The 17,014-nt window shown below is 58.4% G+C and carries 16 protein-coding genes and 2 pseudogenes; 8 read left to right on the forward strand and 10 right to left on the reverse strand.

Features of this window, described 5'->3' with window-relative positions:
• Positions 1-183 precede the first annotated feature (183 nt).
• A complete protein-coding gene (locus tag B3729_RS04760; RefSeq protein WP_219651435.1) occupies positions 184-1,110 on the reverse strand; it encodes a LysR substrate-binding domain-containing protein in 927 nt (308 codons plus the stop codon).
• Between the two features lie 125 nt (positions 1,111-1,235).
• On the opposite strand from B3729_RS04760, the gene B3729_RS04765 reads away from it, so the two are divergent.
• Positions 1,236-2,633, forward strand: coding sequence for a NorM family multidrug efflux MATE transporter (locus B3729_RS04765; RefSeq protein WP_286787258.1), 1,398 nt, complete (start codon positions 1,236-1,238; stop codon positions 2,631-2,633).
• Positions 2,634-2,687: 54 nt separating this feature from the next.
• On the opposite strand, the gene B3729_RS04770 is transcribed toward B3729_RS04765, so the two are convergent.
• Entirely contained in the window at positions 2,688-3,125 is a 438-nt protein-coding gene (locus tag B3729_RS04770) for a YqaA family protein (RefSeq protein ID WP_286787259.1), read from the reverse strand.
• 234 nt (positions 3,126-3,359) lie between these two features.
• Here B3729_RS04770 and B3729_RS04775 point away from each other — a divergent pair, with 234 nt between their 5' ends.
• From B3729_RS04775 to B3729_RS04785, 3 genes are all read left to right on the forward strand, one after another.
• On the forward strand, positions 3,360-5,117 hold the full coding sequence (locus B3729_RS04775; protein WP_286787260.1) for a copper resistance system multicopper oxidase: 1,758 nt from the start codon (positions 3,360-3,362) through the stop codon (positions 5,115-5,117).
• A 151-nt stretch (positions 5,118-5,268) separates the two neighbouring features.
• Complete coding sequence (locus B3729_RS04780; protein ID WP_286787359.1) at positions 5,269-6,099, forward strand: copper resistance protein B; 831 nt, start codon at positions 5,269-5,271, stop codon at positions 6,097-6,099.
• Positions 6,100-6,102: 3 nt separating this feature from the next.
• The gene (locus B3729_RS04785; protein ID WP_286787261.1) at positions 6,103-6,774 is read left to right on the forward strand and encodes a c-type cytochrome; all 672 of its coding nucleotides are present in this window, start codon (positions 6,103-6,105) and stop codon (positions 6,772-6,774) included.
• 231 nt (positions 6,775-7,005) lie between these two features.
• Here B3729_RS04785 and B3729_RS04790 read toward each other — a convergent pair.
• The 4 genes and pseudogenes from B3729_RS04790 to B3729_RS04805 form a co-directional block, all read right to left on the reverse strand.
• Positions 7,006-7,155: pseudogene (locus B3729_RS04790) on the reverse strand (general stress protein); the annotation flags it as partial.
• A 116-nt stretch (positions 7,156-7,271) separates the two neighbouring features.
• A complete protein-coding gene (locus tag B3729_RS04795) occupies positions 7,272-7,442 on the reverse strand; it encodes a general stress protein (RefSeq protein ID WP_010796500.1) in 171 nt (56 codons plus the stop codon).
• Between the two features lie 91 nt (positions 7,443-7,533).
• Positions 7,534-7,704 carry a general stress protein gene (locus B3729_RS04800; RefSeq protein WP_409438593.1) on the reverse strand — a complete coding sequence of 57 codons (171 nt, stop codon included), beginning with the start codon at positions 7,702-7,704 and terminating at the stop codon, positions 7,534-7,536.
• A 61-nt stretch (positions 7,705-7,765) separates the two neighbouring features.
• Positions 7,766-7,933, reverse strand: a complete 168-nt coding sequence (locus B3729_RS04805) for a general stress protein (protein WP_073450083.1) — start codon at positions 7,931-7,933, stop codon at positions 7,766-7,768.
• 643 nt (positions 7,934-8,576) lie between these two features.
• On the opposite strand from B3729_RS04805, the gene B3729_RS04810 reads away from it, so the two are divergent.
• Together B3729_RS04810 and B3729_RS04815 are read left to right on the forward strand one after the other, a co-directional pair.
• Positions 8,577-9,137 carry a histidine phosphatase family protein gene (locus B3729_RS04810; RefSeq protein WP_010796498.1) on the forward strand — a complete coding sequence of 187 codons (561 nt, stop codon included), beginning with the start codon at positions 8,577-8,579 and terminating at the stop codon, positions 9,135-9,137.
• Between the two features lie 156 nt (positions 9,138-9,293).
• Positions 9,294-10,169, forward strand: coding sequence for a CAP domain-containing protein (locus B3729_RS04815; protein WP_037030654.1), 876 nt, complete (start codon positions 9,294-9,296; stop codon positions 10,167-10,169).
• A 126-nt stretch (positions 10,170-10,295) separates the two neighbouring features.
• Here B3729_RS04815 and B3729_RS04820 read toward each other — a convergent pair whose 3' ends face one another.
• From B3729_RS04820 to B3729_RS04835, 4 genes and pseudogenes are all read right to left on the reverse strand, one after another.
• Positions 10,296-11,612: a Na+/H+ antiporter family protein gene (locus tag B3729_RS04820; protein ID WP_286787262.1), complete on the reverse strand. Its 1,317-nt coding sequence runs from the start codon at positions 11,610-11,612 to the stop codon at positions 10,296-10,298.
• 138 nt (positions 11,613-11,750) lie between these two features.
• Entirely contained in the window at positions 11,751-12,356 is a 606-nt protein-coding gene (locus B3729_RS04825; protein WP_197872495.1) for a flavin reductase family protein, read from the reverse strand.
• A gap of 88 nt (positions 12,357-12,444) precedes the next feature.
• Positions 12,445-14,296, reverse strand: a pseudogene (locus B3729_RS04830) (cation:proton antiporter).
• A gap of 243 nt (positions 14,297-14,539) precedes the next feature.
• The gene (locus tag B3729_RS04835) at positions 14,540-15,412 is read right to left on the reverse strand and encodes an alpha/beta fold hydrolase (protein ID WP_286787263.1); all 873 of its coding nucleotides are present in this window, start codon (positions 15,410-15,412) and stop codon (positions 14,540-14,542) included.
• A 198-nt stretch (positions 15,413-15,610) separates the two neighbouring features.
• On the opposite strand from B3729_RS04835, the gene B3729_RS04840 reads away from it, so the two are divergent.
• Together B3729_RS04840 and B3729_RS04845 are read left to right on the forward strand one after the other, a co-directional pair.
• Positions 15,611-16,321 (forward strand): hypothetical protein, encoded by a 711-nt coding sequence (locus tag B3729_RS04840; RefSeq protein WP_286787264.1) that lies wholly within the window; start codon positions 15,611-15,613, stop codon positions 16,319-16,321.
• A 275-nt stretch (positions 16,322-16,596) separates the two neighbouring features.
• Entirely contained in the window at positions 16,597-16,926 is a 330-nt protein-coding gene (locus B3729_RS04845) for a hypothetical protein (RefSeq protein ID WP_150348307.1), read from the forward strand.
• The last annotated feature ends 88 nt before the right edge of the window (positions 16,927-17,014 follow it).

Consider the following 17,014-nt stretch of genomic DNA (forward strand, 5'->3'; position numbering starts at 1 on the left):
GGGGTATTCTCCTCAAGAACACCAGCATTCCCCGACTGGCATTCGCGTTAGGTTGGCTTTGACGACCTGAGATGCTGTACACGCAAGGCCCTCTTCGGGGCGAATCTTCTAAGTCGGTCGTTTGATTATCGGCGGGTTGTGAGACAACTTGACCCATCAGCACGATAGCCGTCGGGATGTTCCTTATGAGTGGTAGGTCACATCAGGTAAGGTCATGGCGTTGACCTCAGCCAGAAGAAAATCCCTCAGCAGAGAGAAACGCTTTGGGTTGCGTCGAGCCTTGGGCCATACCAGGTAATACGCCTCACCACTCGCCACCGCTGTAGGCCAGGGGAGCGCCGTCCGCCCAAGCTGAAGATCCTCCGAGACCATTACCAGGTCTCCAATGGATACCCCATACCCACGGGCAGCGGCCGCCATTCCAAGCTCTAACGTATCGAATACCTGTCCGCCTCTGATCGGTATGTCGTCCGACAGCGCCATAGCTTGAAGCCAGCGACGCCAATCGCGACGATCGGGCGTGGGATGCAGCAGCTCGGTCTCCCGCAACCGCTGTACATCCCAGGGACCCTCCGCTGCGGCTTCAGGCGAGCAAACTGGAATCAGCCATTCCTGAAACAACAAGGTGCTTTCCCACTCTTCCGGGAAACGACCGTGGCTCAGCAGCACCGCACAATCGAAGGGTTCGTGGATGAAGTCGACATGATCACTGTCCATCCAGGCACTGGTCAGCTGCACTTCAATCCCCTCATTCGCCTGCCGAAAGCGGGACAGCCGCGCCAGCAACCAGCGCAGGGACAATGTGGAAGGCGCCTTGAGCCGGAGCGCACCTTCGTCCACCGACAACACGGAGCACGCCCGGCCCAAGGCCTCGAAACCTTCGCTGATGCCCGGCAGCAACAGTTTGGCTGGCTCCGTAAGGGTCAGCTGCCGTCCCGAGCGCTCGAACAGTCGACACCCAAAATGGGCCTCCAGGGTGCGGATATGTCGGCTCACGGCGCTCTGGGTCAGTGAAAGCTCCTGCGCGGCACGCGTGAAAGACGAATGCCGGGCCGCCGACTCAAAGGCGCGCAAGGCATAAAGCGGAGGAAGACGAGTCGACTCAGACATGATTAAAACTCATGGCAGGCAGGTTTATTTTCGGTTTGTGGGCCAGCCCAAGTGTACCCACAATCACCCTGCCTTTCTGCCTGACCGGCAGACGTCTTCTCTGCCTTTGTGAGTCTGACTCATTCATGACCCTGCTACGTACCGAACTGTCCGCGCTGGCTCGTCTGGCCGTTCCACTGATTACCGCCCAGCTGGCCTACGTGGCCATGGTCTTTACCGACACGGTCATGATGGGCCGCCTCGGCCCCGAGGCGCTGGCCAGTGGAGGACTAGGGGCCGCCACTTATTCCTTCGTGACGGTGGTTTGCGTGGGGATCATCGCCGCGGTCGGTAATCTGGTGGCAATCCGGCACGGTCAAGATGATACCGAGGGCGTAACAGATGTCGCCTGCGCAGGCGTCTGGATCGCCCTTGGCCTTGCATTGATCGCCGGGCTTATTCTCTGGAGTCTGGAACCGGCGCTGCTGGCCCTGGGGCAGGCTCCGGCGACAACAGGCGAAGCCATGGGCTTTATCCACGCCGTAAGCTTTGCCCTCCCCGGCTATCTGGTGTTCATGTCCCTGCGCGGCTTTACCAGCGGTATCGGTCGCCCTGGGCCGGTGATGTCGATTGCTATTGGCGGCGCACTGGCCAATCTGGTGCTCAATCTGGCCTTTATCGAAGGCTGGATGGGTCTGCCGTTTCTTGGTTTGAAGGGTATCGGCCTGATCACGGCACTGGTCATGACCGTCATGGCACTGGCCATGGCACTGACCATCCGGGCACGCAGTGCCTATGCAGCCTACCCGATCGCGCGGAAACTGCTCAGCCTCAACCGGGGCGCTATCAGCGAAACCCTGCGCCTGGGCCTGCCCATCGGCGGCACCTATGCCGTCGAGACCGCCCTGTTTGCCGCCGCTGCCCTGTGCATGGGCGCGCTGGGAAGCACTCAGCTCGCCGCGCACCAGATCGCCAATCAGCTGGTGTACGTTGCCTTCATGATTCCGGTGGGGTTGGCCTATGCCTCCAGCCTGCGGGTCGGGCTGCACTTTGGCGCAGGCCGGTTTGCAGAATCACGTCTGGCTGGCCGTATCGGCATTTCCGTTGGCGCCACCTGCATGCTGGCCGTCGCCATTGCATTCTGGCTCATGCCGGAGACCCTGGTGGGTCTGTTCATTGATCGGGACGACCCTGCCGGCCGCACCGTTATGGCATTGGCCGTAAGCCTGCTGGCGATCGCCGCCTGGTTTGAGTTCTTCGATGGTATCCAAGGCATCGCCTCGGGCGCGCTGCGGGGTATCCGGCAGGCTCGCCAAGCCATGCTGATCGGCCTGATCTGCTACTGCTGTGTGGGAATTGTCTCAGCCTGGCTCTTAGGGCTGGTATTAGGCTTTGATGCCCGTGGCGTCTGGTGGGGAATGGCTCTGGGTCTGGCCTGTGCAGCGGTTGCGCTCACCTGGGCCTTCGAGCGGCATATGCGGGGCCTGCTCTGTCATGAGAACGTCGAATCGCCTGCGGAAAAACAATGGGCTACCCAGAGTTAAGCGCGCTTTTTCGAGGATTGCCAGTCATGGCAGCCGCGGTGACATGCGGTCCGCTCAGCACCAGCCAAGGACCAGTGCCGAGACGGCCAGATAACGCGCCGTCTTGGCGAAGCCGACGAGCAGGATAAAGACGGGCAGCGGTTCGCGCATAACGCCTGCTACCAGCGTCAGCGGATCGCCAATGACCGGTACCCAGCTCAGTAGCAGCGACCAGCGTCCATAACGGCGATACCCCCGTTGCGCGCGTTCGAGTTGACGGGGCGAAACAGGGAACCAGCGGCGGTCCCGAAAGTGCTCGATTGAGCGCCCCAGAAACCAGTTCACCACCGAGCCCAGCGTATTACCAAGAATCGCCGCCAAGAGTAACAAGGGCACGGAATAACTGCCCTGTAATAACAACGCGGCCAGCGCTGCCTCAGACTGGGCTGGCAACAAGGTAGCAGCGGCCAGGGCAACCAGAAACAACCCGACATATACCGTCAGCTCAGCCATGCGCTCTGCCTGTTTCCACCATCTCCTGGCTCCGCTACTGTCATCCCCTCAGGCTATCGATACGGCATCGGCCAGAGGGCGGCTAAATATTTCCGGATGTTACGGAGCGCTCAGCCGTATCGGCAGTCTATGCAACGTCCACAGGCAGCGGCGAAGCGGTTTATATGCCTCAGCCGAAACGGATTATGTGAAAAGAACAAGGCCCTCACGGCCCACCGACGGGATAACAACTGCATGGCATCCACTACATCGAGGCGTACGTTCGTAAAAGGCTTGGCAGCAGGCAGTCTGCTGAGCGGCCTAGGCCTCTGGCGAACCCCCGTTTGGGCATTGACCAGCCCAGGACAACCCACCGTGCTGTCCGGCACCGAATTCGATCTGGTCATTGGCGAAACGCCCGTCACCATCACCGGCGCCAAGCGCACCGCCCTGACCATCAATGGCAGCCTGCCCGGCCCGCTTCTGCGCTGGCGCGAAGGGGATACCGTTACGCTGCGCGTTCGCAACCAACTCGATGAGGCCACCTCAATCCACTGGCACGGCATCATCCTGCCGGCCACGATGGATGGCGTACCTGGGCTGAGCTTTAGCGGCATCGCACCTGACGGTCTGTACGAGTACCGCTTCAAGGTCCAGCAGCACGGCACGTACTGGTATCACAGCCACTCGGGCTTTCAGGAGCAGCGGGGGGTCTATGGCCCGCTGATCATCGAGCCGCGTGAACCGGAGGCCTTTGCCTATGACCGTGATTATGTAGTGATGCTGACAGACTGGAGCGATGAGAAGCCCGAGCACATCCTCTCGACGCTCAAGAAGCAGGCCGATTACTACAACAACAACCAGCGCACCGTGGTCGACTTCGTCAACGATGTGAGCGAGAAAGGCTGGTCCGCCACGGTAAAGGACCGCGCAATGTGGGCCGAGATGCGGATGACGCCTACCGATCTGGCTGATGTGACAGGCGCTACCTACACCTATCTCATGAACGGGGCAGCGCCTGACGGCAACTGGACCGGCCTTTTCAAGCCTGGGGAAAAGATTCGGCTGCGCTTCATCAATGGGTCGGCCATGTCCTATTTCGATGTGCGCATTCCCGGTCTGAAGATGACAGTCGTGGCGGCAGATGGCCAACCCATCGAGCCGGTCAGCGTAGACGAATTCCGTATCGCGGTGGCGGAGACCTATGACGTCATTGTCGAGCCGTCCGACCAGCAGGCCTACACGATTTTCGCCCAGTCCCTAGACCGCACCGGTTATGCCCGCGGCACGCTGGCCCTTCGCGAAGGCCTTAACGCACCGGTACCAGACATGGACCCCCGCCCGCTGGTAAGCATGGCGGACATGGGTCACGGCGACCACAGCGCACCGTCGTCCCAGGGCCACGCAGGGATGGATCACGGCAGTCACGGCATGGATCACAGCGCCATGAACCATGGCACACCACACGGCGGACATGACACCGGAGCCATGCAGACGCACCCGGCCAGCGAAGACGGCAATCCACTGGTAGACATGCAGACCATGATGCCTGCCCCCAAACTGGACGACCCCGGAATGGGCCTGCGGGACAACGGCCGCCGTGTCCTCACCTATGCCGATCTCAAAAGTACCTTTCCCGACCCGGATGGCCGTGAGCCAACCCGCACCCTGGAGCTGCACCTGACGGGGCATATGGAGCGCTTTGCCTGGTCATTCGACGGGATGAAATTCTCGGATGCCGAGCCCATCAGGCTTACTTACGGCGAGCGGGTTCGTATTGTGCTGGTCAACGACACCATGATGATGCATCCCATCCACCTGCACGGCATGTGGAGTGACCTGGAAGACGAACACGGCCGCTTCCAGGTCCGCAAACACACCATCGACATGCCGCCCGGCTCGAAGCGCAGCTACCGCGTGACCGCCGATGCGCTTGGCCGCTGGGCCTATCATTGCCACATGCTTTTCCACATGGAAACCGGCATGTTCCGCGAAGTTATTGTCGATGTTTAAGGAGAGGCCTGTGAGCACATTATCGACCCGCCTGTCGGCCTGTACGTTTGCGCTGGTACTGGGCAGCATCTCTGTTGCCCAGGCGGCAGATCCGGCTTCTCAGGCTGGCGCCACGGGAAATCCGACCCAGGTGCAACACGCGCATGGTGGCATGGATCATGGGCAGATGGATCATAGCCGGATGTCGCACGGCCCCATGGACCCCCACTCGATGAATCATGACGGCATGGCGCACGGCAGCCCTACTCCAGACAGCACGGCCACATCCCAGAGCCGTACACCCATCCCGCCTGTCACCGCGGCCATGCGCGAGGCGGCCTTTCCTCCCCTCGCCGGCCATGCCGTGCATGACAGCGCCATCCACAGCTACCTGCTCTTCGATCAACTGGAGTGGCAGGACGCCAAGGAGGGCAGCACGCTTAACTGGCAGGCCGAAGGTTGGATTGGTGGCGATGTAAACCGATTTAACTTCCGCTCCGAAGGCCAGCGTACCAACGGTCATACCGAAGAAGCCGAAATTCAGGCACTCTGGGGACATGCCATCACGCCCTGGTGGGAAACGGTGGCCGGTGTCCGGCAGGATTTCAAACCCGGTTCGCCTCAAACATGGGCAGCGTTTGGTATCCAGGGCGAAGCCATCAAGGATCTGGATCTGGAAATAACAGCCTTCCTTGGCGAAGGCAGCCAGACCGGTCTGCGCATAGAGGCCGAGTACGACATGATGCTGACCAACAATCTCATCTTGCAGCCGCATACCGAGCTCAACTTCTACGGCAAGAACGATGAGGCCCGTGGCACGGGGTCCGGTATTTCCGAAACCGAGTTCGGTCTGCGCTTGCGCTACGAAATCACCCCGCAGTTTGCGCCCTATGTTGGCGTGTCATGGAACAACACCCATGGTCAGACGGCATCCTATGCCCGAGAAGAAGGCGAAGACACTCACGATGCCCGGCTGGTAGCCGGTGTTCGTATGTGGTTCTAACCCATGACCTTCCTGAAGGCTGCCCTGCTGCTGACGCTTGCCGTTCTGGCGCTCATTGCAGTGGCAGTCTATTCAGGTGTGATCAACATAGGAGCGGATACGCCTCACGTAGAGCCGGTACACCGCTTGATCGTCATGTTGCGTGATCGCTCCATTGAAGTGCGATCCGAACGGATTACGGTCCCCAACCTGGAAAGCAAGGCACTGATTCGCAGCGGCGCGGGTAATTACGATGCGATGTGTGCCGCCTGCCATCTTGCACCCGGAATCAATGAGACGGAGCTGAGCAAAGGCCTTTATCCGCCTCCTCCCAACCTCAGCCAGCAGGGAATCACCGATCCGGCAGAGGCGTTCTGGATTATCAAGCATGGCGTCAAGGCCACCGGTATGCCGGCTTGGGGCAAAAGCATGAGCGACGACTATATCTGGGGACTTGTCGCATTCCTGCAAAAACTGCCAACCTTGGATGCCCAGCAGTACCATGTATTAGTAGCTTCCAGCGAAGGGCATTCTCACAGCGGTGGACAACTAGACCATCATGCACACGGAACGCTGAGCTATCCACAAGGTGGGCGTGAAGCCCAGGAAAATCAGCCTGTGGAAAAGATTGCTCCATCCACTCACCAACCCCGAGTTATACACAAGCACGCTGATGGCGAAGACCATGTGCATTAAATAAAAGGCATGTGGATAACTCGAAACGGCTTAAATTCTGTTTAAAGCCGCTTGGTAACAGCGCCTTGTAAACAGAGTGGGGTGTACGAAATCAGGAGGCAGACGATATGCCATACAGAGCTGCCGTACGGATGCTCATGACTGCTGCATAAAGTAGAAACTGAATCCGGCCAAGAACAGGACGGATGAAGAAATGGGGCAATGGCTTGACGCCACTGCCCCTGATACTACTTAGCTACGGCCACCGCCGTGGCTATTCTGGCCACCTTTGCGGCCCGCTTCGGAAGCCTTTTCACGGTCATTGGCAAAGTTGCCGCCGCTGTTGTGACCGCCTTTACGACCTGCTTCAGATGCTTTCTCACGATCGTTTGCGAAATTGCCTGGGTTGTTATTTGCCATTGTCTTTCTCCTCATATACGGATTGGGACTGGACTGAAATACAACGTGTCAGTTCAGCTAGGTGAGCGAAGCACAAGACTTCGCCTGTTTGGGGTCACTTAACTACGGCCGCCGCCGTGGCTATTCTGACCGCCTTTCTTACCTGCTTCGGATGCTTTCTCGCGATCATTGGCGAAGTTACCGCCGCTGTTCTGTCCGCCTTTCTTGCCAGCTTCGGACGCTTTTTCACGATCGTTTGCAAAGTTGCCTGGATTGCTATTCTGAGTCATGGTCTTGCTCCTCTTTCGGATTGGGACTGGACTGATAAACATCTCAGTTCAGAGTGGATGGAATCACATGCTCCATCCTCTTAGTGATCAATCAGCTACGGCCACCGCCATGGCTGCTCTGACCACCTTTCTTGCCTGCTTCGGAAGCCTTTTCACGATCATTGGCAAAGTTACCGCCACTGTTTTGGCCGCCTTTTTTACCGGCTTCAGACGCTTTCTCGCGATCGTTGGCAAAGTTGCCCGGATTGGAATTCTGAGTCATGGTCTTGCTCCTCGTTTCTTTCGGATTGGGGCGGACTGTAAAAACCTGTTCGGCTCAGGAATTAGCTACGACCACCGCCGTGGCTGTTCTGACCACCTTTGCGGCCCGCTTCGGAAGCTTTTTCGCGGTCATTGGCGAAGTTACCGCCGCTGTTCTGACCACCTTTCTTTCCAGCTTCAGATGCTTTTTCACGATCGTTTGCAAAGTTGCCTGAGTTACTGTTTGCCATTGTCTTTCTCCTAATGGATTGGGACGTCATGCCTTGTGTTTTCGCTAACCGTTTTCCGTCAGCGTTCGTAATTTCTGAGGGTTGTTATTGAAGGGAGTTCCTGCTTTTTAACCGTCTCGATCAGGTGCAGACGAGCGGTACAGGAGCTGTTCAGCTACCACTCAGAACAAGCGAAGCGGCTGATTTATAAGTGTTTTTAGGTTTCAGGTGACTGGCACCAAAATGAGGCAATACTCATCAAGGCGGCATCTAGTCTGCTTTATAGCGGAGCGGTAACCGTTTCGTTTTGGCGTCCATTAATATGTACTTTTACATGCAAATAGACATGTAGTTAGGCGTTAGGCCGGACTCGTTTGAAGCAGCGGAATATTTCAAAACTTTCCTGGAATCGATCGAACTTGCATGTCCATTCAAGAGCGAAATCAGTTCGAATGCGTAACCCAAGACATACTCAAACGCAGTCCATCCTGACCGGTCAGAAAACTTTTGAGCATTCCGTTACTGACGCTCAATTTCATGACTCGACGACACTCAGGGCAGCTATTTTTTATCCCCTACGGAATAAAACGCGAGCGCAGCCGTCATATCGCTTCACAGGTATCGCCTGCCTTTGAACGGACTCACCCGCGGGAGCGGAGACTTCATGCAAATCACCCTTGTACGCCATGGCAAACCCGATCACTCCGGCACGAAATGGCTATCACCCCGAGAGATGATGGAGTGGGTCGAGGGCTACCAGAAGGCCGATGTACTCTGCCGTAAGCTTCCAGCCGATCTCGTCGAGCTGGCGAGCAGTGCCGGTGTGCTGGTCTGCAGCTCCTTGTCACGCTGCATGCAATCGCTCAATCATCTGGCCGGTGAGCGTCCTTATACGTGCGACAAAACCTTTGCTGAAGCACACCTGCCTGGGTTCGATCTCCCCTGGCCCAAACTCCCCGTAAAAATGTGGCGTTTGATGCTGCGATCAGCCTGGTTTCTGGGCTTATCCACTCACACTGAGTCCATCTTTGCGTCCAACCGACGGGCCAAGCAGGCCGCCGACAAGCTGATCGCCCTCGCCCAGGAACATGGCTCGGTTCTGTTGATGGGCCATGGGATCATGAACGTGCTGATCGCTCACCACTTGCGTAAACAGGGCTGGGCCGGACCGCTTCACTTGATCCTGAAGGACTTCTGGCACCCTACCGTTTACAGGAAGGCATGAGTCAATCTATGACACTCCAGTGATTGGCTAAACGAAAATCGCTTTTTTCAGATCCCATACAGGCAAATTGACGTATCGTCATGCCTGCGCGGTGATGACTGTTCCAGCCTGGAGCAGCCACTGTTTCTATCGGTTGCCGTTCAGCCAATGACTATCATGCCTACTTCGTCCTGCTCCACGCTTCGTTTATCCACCGTGATGGGGGCCGCGCTGCTGGCAAACCTGTCCATGATGCCTTTTGCGCAGGCCAGCGACAGCAGTCAGCTCATCAGCCTGATCAACCAGTACCGTGCTGCGCCACAACGCTGTAACGGGCAGCGTACGGCTCCTGCTGGCCCACTGGCCGCCAACGAAAAACTGGCCCAGGTGCGTCTTTCACAGGGCATGCAGCTGCGTGAGGTCTTGCGCGGGGCGGGTTATCAGGCAGCCCAGGTGCAAGCCATGGCTATTTCGGCACCGGCCGGGGCGGAAGCTGCCATGCAGGTGTTGACCCAAAGTTATTGCAAGGCGCTCTTGGACTCACATTACGCCGAGGTTGGCGTCTCGCGTTCGGGTAATCGCTGGCAAATCGTCCTGGCCCAGCCGGTGTTGTCGGGCAATATCGGCGACTGGCAGTCTGCCGGTAAGGAAGTCCTCAGGCTGGTCAACGAGGCGCGCGCCAAGCCGCGCCGCTGCGGGAGTCAATCCTTCAAGAGTGCCAAGCCGCTCACCTGGGATGCCAAGCTGGCCAACGCCGCCCTCGCTCACAGCCGCGAGATGGCCTCGCTCGATTACTTCAGCCATGCCGGCAAGGATGGCAGTCAGGTGGACAAGCGCGCCCAGCAACAGGGTTATCAATGGCGACGGATCGGCGAGAACATTGCCGGTGGCCCCGGCTCACCCAAGCAGGTTGTCTCCGGCTGGCTGGCCAGCCCTGGCCATTGCAGCAACATCATGAACCCGGACTACACCCAGATGGGTACGGCTTATGCCGTCAATCCCAAGAGCAGCGAGGTCATCTACTGGACGCAGGTGTTTGGGACACCGCGTTGAGTAAGGGGCAGGATGTGGGAATGATGGGTATCGCGTTGTTCAACCCATCAACAAACGCTACGCCCTACATTCTTAACCCACAAAAAAGCCGCCTCGAATGGGCGGCTTTTTTATATGCAGCGAGGCTTACAACACCATCGCGGCAACCCAGCCGAATACCATCAGCGGCAGGTTGTAATGCAGGAAAGTGGGCACCACGGTATCCCAGATGTGGTTGTGCTGACCGTCCACGTTGAGGCCGGCGGTTGGGCCAAGGGTGGAGTCAGACGCTGGCGAACCCGCGTCACCCAGCGCACCTGCGGTTCCGATCAGGGTCACGATAGCCAGCGGGCTAAAGCCCAGCTGCACGCTGAGCGGCACAAAGATCGCGGCAATAATCGGGACCGTCGAGAATGACGAACCAATCCCCATGGTGACCAGAAGGCCTACCAGCAGCATCAGAAATGCCCCTACCGCCTTGCTATGGCCAATCCAGTCCGCAGACGCATCCACCAGGCTCTTCACCTGTCCTGTTGCGGTCATTACCTCGGCAAAGCCCTGGGCGGTAATCATGATAAAGCCGATAGCCGCCATCATCTTCATGCCTTCGGTAAAGAGGTCATCCGACTCCTTCCACCGCACGACGCCTGAGGCCGAGAACACCAGAAAACCGGCGAGTGCGCCGATAATCATGGAGTCCAGCCACAGCTGTACGCTAAAGGCGACCGCAACCGCCACACCCGCCATCAGCAGACTCTTGGGGTTGTAGCTCGCCTCGACATGCTCGGCCTGCTCCAGCCGCGCCAGATCATAGACACGCTTGCGGCGATAGCTGAAAGAGGCGATTGCCAGCCCGCACACCATCCCCAGCGCCGGAATGGCCATCGCGTGCGTGATGCTGATACCACTGATATCCACGCCCGCCTTTGCCACATTGGCCAGCAGAATGTCGTTCAAGAAGATGGTGCCAAACCCCACCGGCAGAAACATGTAGGGCGTCACCAGACCAAACGTCATCACACAGGCAATCAGCCGACGGTCGATCTGCAGACGTGTCAGCACATACAGGAGCGGCGGAATCAGCAGTGGGATAAAGGCAATGTGAATCGGCAGAATGTTTTGCGACGAGATGGAAACCGCCAGGATCAGGGCCATCAAGATCCATTTCACAATGCCGCCGCCCTTGTTCTCGCTGCGACCGACCATGACGAGCACCTTGCTCGCCAGCGCATGCGCCAGCCCGGATTTGCTGATGGCGACCGCAAAGGCCCCCAACATGGCGTAGGACAACGCCACCGTGGCACCTGAACCCAGCCCCGTATTGAAGGCCTTGAGCGTGCCATCCATTCCCAACCCGCCCAGCATCCCGCCGACGAGCGCACTGGCGACCATGGCGATCACCACGTTTACGCGGCACAGGCTGAGGACCAACATGAGTCCTACGGCCGCGACTACTGCATTCATTACCATCCTCCAGCGGAGTGCAAGCCTACCCAAAAAGGCGCGTACTCTGCCGTAATGCAGTAGATGGAGTCAAAAACGGATGCCGAAGTGCAGGCATCAAGGTTGACCCGGCAGGCTGCCGGGTCAGTGAATGAGGGGCTATTCCTGTTTGGGTGACAACGGCGTTCCCACCACCGAATCGCCAATCACCAGAAAGTGTCCGCCCGCAATATGGTGCAGCGTGCGCAGCTCATCGTGCCCCTCGAATGACCAGTGCCCCTCCTTGAAGACGCGCTCGTCGGCCTGTGCAGCAATCACTTCACCCAGGAACAAATCATACTGTTGTTCATTGTGCGGCTCCGGCAGCAGGCGGCACTCCAGCCACGCCACGCAGCCTTCCAGCAGCGGTGCTTCGACCTGCTCACCGGTGAAGGTCTCCAGCCCATACAGCGCAAACTTATCCTTTCCGCCCCGGTCCAGCTCGCGGCCCGACGTGGTTCCCACGGTCTGGGCGATGTCCGCCTGCGTCACCACCGGCACGTTCAGCACAAAGGTGCCGGACTGCTCCAGCAGCTCCCGCGTCCAGGTGGACTTATCCAGGACAACCGCCACCTTGGGCGGCTCGAAATCGATCGCCATCGCCCAAGCCGCCGCCATGATGTTGCGCTTGCCTTCGTGTGCCGCACTGACCAGCACTGTCGGCCCATGGTTAAGCAGCCGATAGGCCTTGGGAAGAGGAACGGGGCGGCGGGTGGTTGTGGTCATGAAGGGACTCCAGAAAGATGAGACACGGCCCTATTCAGCGGCCGGGCGTAGAAGAATGCCATCATCATAAGGGCTACGCCGGGCGTGATCAGCCCGGTAGCGTAGGCGCGACGTTGGCTGCCGGCTCACGGGCGACGTCATCCTCCGTTGGCTCGATCAGCGCCACCACCGTCCAGCCGGCCTGGGGCTGCCAGCTGCTGTCCGGTGTGACAACACGGATCTTGTCCTGCGGATCGCGGGCGAACAGTACCAGCGCCTTGCCTTCATGCAGCGCCTGATAGTCAGCCCAGCCAAAACCGTCCGTTAGCCGCGTGGTTCGGATCTCGTCTCCCCGCGCCAGTCGCCCGGCCAGCTGTGGATAGGTAAGGGCCGGACTGCCAAGCGCCTGACCACGGTGCTCTTCACTCGCGCGGTGCTTGTCGCTTCGCTGGCTGTCCTTGCCGCTGTACACGGTGTACAGCTCGTTGGCACCGAACTCATGGCGAAACCGCATGCTGGCGAGGGTGTTCAGTTCGCCCGCGGGAGATACGCCAAGCAGACGGCCGATCCCTACCAGATCCATGTGCGCCTCGGCGTGCTGAGACGCCGGATTGCCAAAGTAAGTGGGCAGCTCATCCATGCGCGCGCTACTGATGTTGTCCCAGTTCGAATCGGTCAACATGACGCGCACGCCCAGCTGTTGCAGGGCTTTGCCCAAGGCGCGACCTACTGGGTTGGCACCGATGATGAGAAAGCCGGTCGGCGCGGGTTCGGCCACCTTGAGCAGACGAGCCAGCGGACGAGCCGTTGCGCTTTGCAGCACCACCGTGCCGATGATGACTGCAAAGGTGAGCGGCACCAGTAAGGCGGCATCATCATTTCCTTCGCTGGTCAGGCGGATCGCAAAGATTGCCGAGACGGCGGCCGCCACGATCCCACGCGGCGCAATCCAGCCCAGCAGTACCCGCTCGCGCCACGACAGCGTCGACCCCCAGGTCGAGACCAGCACGTTCAGCGGTCGCGCCACGAACAGGATTACCAGCAGCAGGATGAGTACCGCAGGTCCTAGCGCCAGCAAGGCATTCAGGTCCAGCCGCGCCGCCAGGAGAATGAACAGCCCGGAAATGAGCAGGACGCTCAGGTTCTCCTTGAAATGCAGGATCTCCCGTACATCGACATCCTTCATGTTCGCCAGGCACATGCCCATCAGCGTAACCGCCAGGAGACCCGACTCATGCACAAAGTGATTGGATACGATGAAGACGCCCAACACCGCTGCCAGGCTCGCCAGGTTGTACAGGTAATCCGGCAACCACTGCCGCTTCAGTACCTGCCCCAGCAGCCAGCCTCCGGCCAGACCGAACACACAGCCGCACACGATTACCGCGGCAAACGTCGTCAGGCTCTGGCTGACCCCGCTACCGGCATCATGGGCGACCACAAAGCTGTACACCACTACCGCCAGCAGCGCGCCAATAGGGTCGATGGACGATGCCTTCCCAACGCAGGATATTGGCCACCGACGCCCGGGGGCGCACTACCCTCAGCATCGGCACGATCACCGTCGGGCCGGTTACCAGCGTCATGCTGCCAAACAGCAGCGCCAGATCCCAGGCAAAGTCGAGCAGGTAGTGCGTAGCAATAGTAATGACCGCCCACGTCACCAGCGCTCCGAACGTCACCAGACGGTGCACCACACTGCCGATTTCCCGCCATTCGGACAGATGCAGCGTAAGGCTGCCTTCGAACAGGATCAGCGCCACTGCCATCGAGACGACAGGAAATAGGAGGGGTCCCAGCAGCGCCTGCGGATCGAGCCAGCCCGTAACCGGACCCGCCAGGATGCCGCAGACCAACAGAAACAGAATCGCCGGCAAGCGCAGCCGCCAGGCCAGCCACTGGCACATCAAGGCAATAACGCCGATACCGGCAAAGGCGAACAAGAGCTGTTGTTCGTGCATAACGGTCCTTGAAATACGAGGGGGGAAAACATCAAGCGAGGGACAGCGCAAAAAGCTGTCATGACTAGACCGTAGCGCCTTTGCGGCAATTCCTGACCTTACGTCGGCATCCCGCCTGCCACGAATTGCGAGATAAAGGCCGGAAACGACAACGCCCCGAATCACTCGAGGCGTTGCAGGTATGCAAACTTAAACAGTCAGCCTGACGAGTGAGCCGACACCCACCCTCCTTTTTATTCATGTCTACAAAAACGCCGTTACCTCATCCAATAAGGCTTCCGGCACTTCTTCCGGCAAGTAATGCCCACCGGGTAGCGCCTTGCCCTGCACATCGGTCGCTACCTTTTTCCATTCTGCGAGCGGGTCGAAGCATTTGCCTACGATGCCGTCAGCGCCCCAGAGTGCAAGGGTGGGCATGGTCAGCATTCGATTGGCGGCGCGATCAGCGCGGTCGTGCTCAAGGTCAATCGTGGCGCTAGCCCGGTAGTCTTCGCAGATGCCTCTGGCCGTGCCGGGCAATTTGAGGCAGCGCAGATACTCTTCAAACGCGCCATCCATGAACGGTGCAAGGCCTGCGCTGCGAGTGCCCATAACGCTGCGCAGGTAGAGATCCGGGTCGGCGTCGATAAGGGTTTCTGGCAGCGGCGCCGGGCGAATCAGGAAAAACCAGTGCCAATAGGCGCGAGCAAAGGCTTCGTCGGTCTGGTTGTACATAGCCAGCGTAGGGGCGATGTCGAGCAGGATCATTCGCCGTACCGCGGCGGGGTGATCCATCGCCAGACGGTGGGCCACTCGGGCGCCGCGGTCATGGGCGAGCAGATCAAATGTGTCGAAGCCCAACGTTTGCATGAGCTCGATATTGTCTTGCGCCAGAGTGCGCTTGGCATACGTCAGGTGCTGCGGGTCAGCAGGCGGCTTGCCGCTATCGCCATAACCACGCAGGTCCGCCGCCACAACGGTGAATCGCTCAGCCAGTATAGGCGCTACCTTGCGCCAGATAATATGCGTTTGCGGATGCCCATGCAGCAGGAGCAATCCCGGCCCACTACCCCCGATCCGGTAGGCAATATCAATACCGTTGACATGGCACTGCGCTTTTTGAAAACCAGAGAACATGGGTGGGCGCTCCAGGTTAAGGTCGGGTTTATCCGGTGTACCGATTAGCGGCCCCGTTGAAAAGAGCCGGTGCCTAAAAAGGTGGACGACACGCTGTTTTAACCATCGTTGGCAAACGGCCATTATTTTTTTGCCAACAGCGATTTATTTCACATTTTTGCACTCAAAGGGGCTCCGTCACTCATACCCTAAAACAATATGAGACTACCTACTCTCCTTTCCCGCCCCTTACTGAACGCGTTGGCCTTCGCGACCTTAGCCTTGGGGAGCCATGCGGCGCTGGCTGCCGAGCCGTCTACCGCTACGTCGGTAGCCGTCAGTCAGGTGAATACCTCCGTTACCAGCTCCATCAATGACTTCACTAATGAGGACTGGCAGAACGGGGTCTATCGCAAGGCCGCCGGCTTTTCGATTCCGGCCACGCAGACCAACCAGAATGCGTTCAAGCCTGGAGCAAAGGTGCTCCTGGCAACGGGAGCGGTTGTGTCGGTCAAGCAGGTGCAGGTTGGCGACAAGAACATGGCCGTATGGGTAGAGGGTCCGCTGCTGGATGGCAGCGCTGTAGGTTATCCGCGTCGGCTGACGGTTGGGCTCAATGGCGGCGATCCCGTCCCGCCCAAGGTCGTGCCGCAGGAAGAGTTCAGCACGCGTATCAATAACCTTACGAACGAGGACTGGCTCAAGGGCGTGTATCGAAAGGCAGCCGGTTTTTCCATTCCCGTTACTACCATGAACCGCAAGGGCTTCAAGCCCGGCGCAACCGTACGCCTGGGAGATGGGCAAGAGCTGCTCGTGAAATCCGCCCAAGTGGTAGGGACAAGCATGGCGGTGTTTCTGGACAGTCCCGTATTGAATCCAGAATTGGTGGGATATCCGAAAAGGCTGAGGTTCATAGCACCCGCACCTTGATAAAGTGCAGGCGTGATTGGAAGGAGGCGCTTGGCACGGCCATGCCGGATGCCTTTTCCTTGATGGGTATCGCTTCGCTTAACCCATCCTATAAGGATGGCAGCGTCGCGGTAAGATGGATGGAGTGTAACGATATCCATCGCTGGCTAGCGCCCGTTACGCTTATAGAAGCAATACAATATGCAACTTTGGTAAGAATGCTGAACATACGCGATAGATGCAGCTCTACTCTAACGCTTACTCATTAGCCTAGCTGGCAAGGATGTCACACCTAAATGGCTATTTTGCTTGTCTGCGCGGTGGTGGCACTGTTCTGTTTCTTGTTAATTCGTGAAGGCGACAGGTCAAAAAAGAAACAGCTGGCGAAAGATATCAATCCGTTATTTCTCAACGTCCTGCGCCAACATAACGTACATACCTTCGAAATTCTTCAAGACAAGCTTTACCCTGGCATCAGCACTGGACCTAATCAAAAACCGTTCGAGGTCCATCGCATCCTGTATGACAAGCAAGGCCGATATTTCCTTTACCTTCAAATACAAGACTCGCCCCCTACGCTGATGGCAATTTCCAAGGAGCGAGCACTGCGGGCAATTGGACGCTAAGTTGTAAGTGCCAGGAGTGCCGTAGTGCTTAAACGGAACGACGGCTGATACGTCTTGGTGCTGCCTGGATATATCAGACGCCTCCCCC

The organism is Pseudomonas sp. UBA3149 (assembly GCF_002364655.1).
Taxonomy (GTDB): Bacteria; Pseudomonadota; Gammaproteobacteria; order Pseudomonadales; family Pseudomonadaceae; genus Chryseomonas; species Chryseomonas luteola.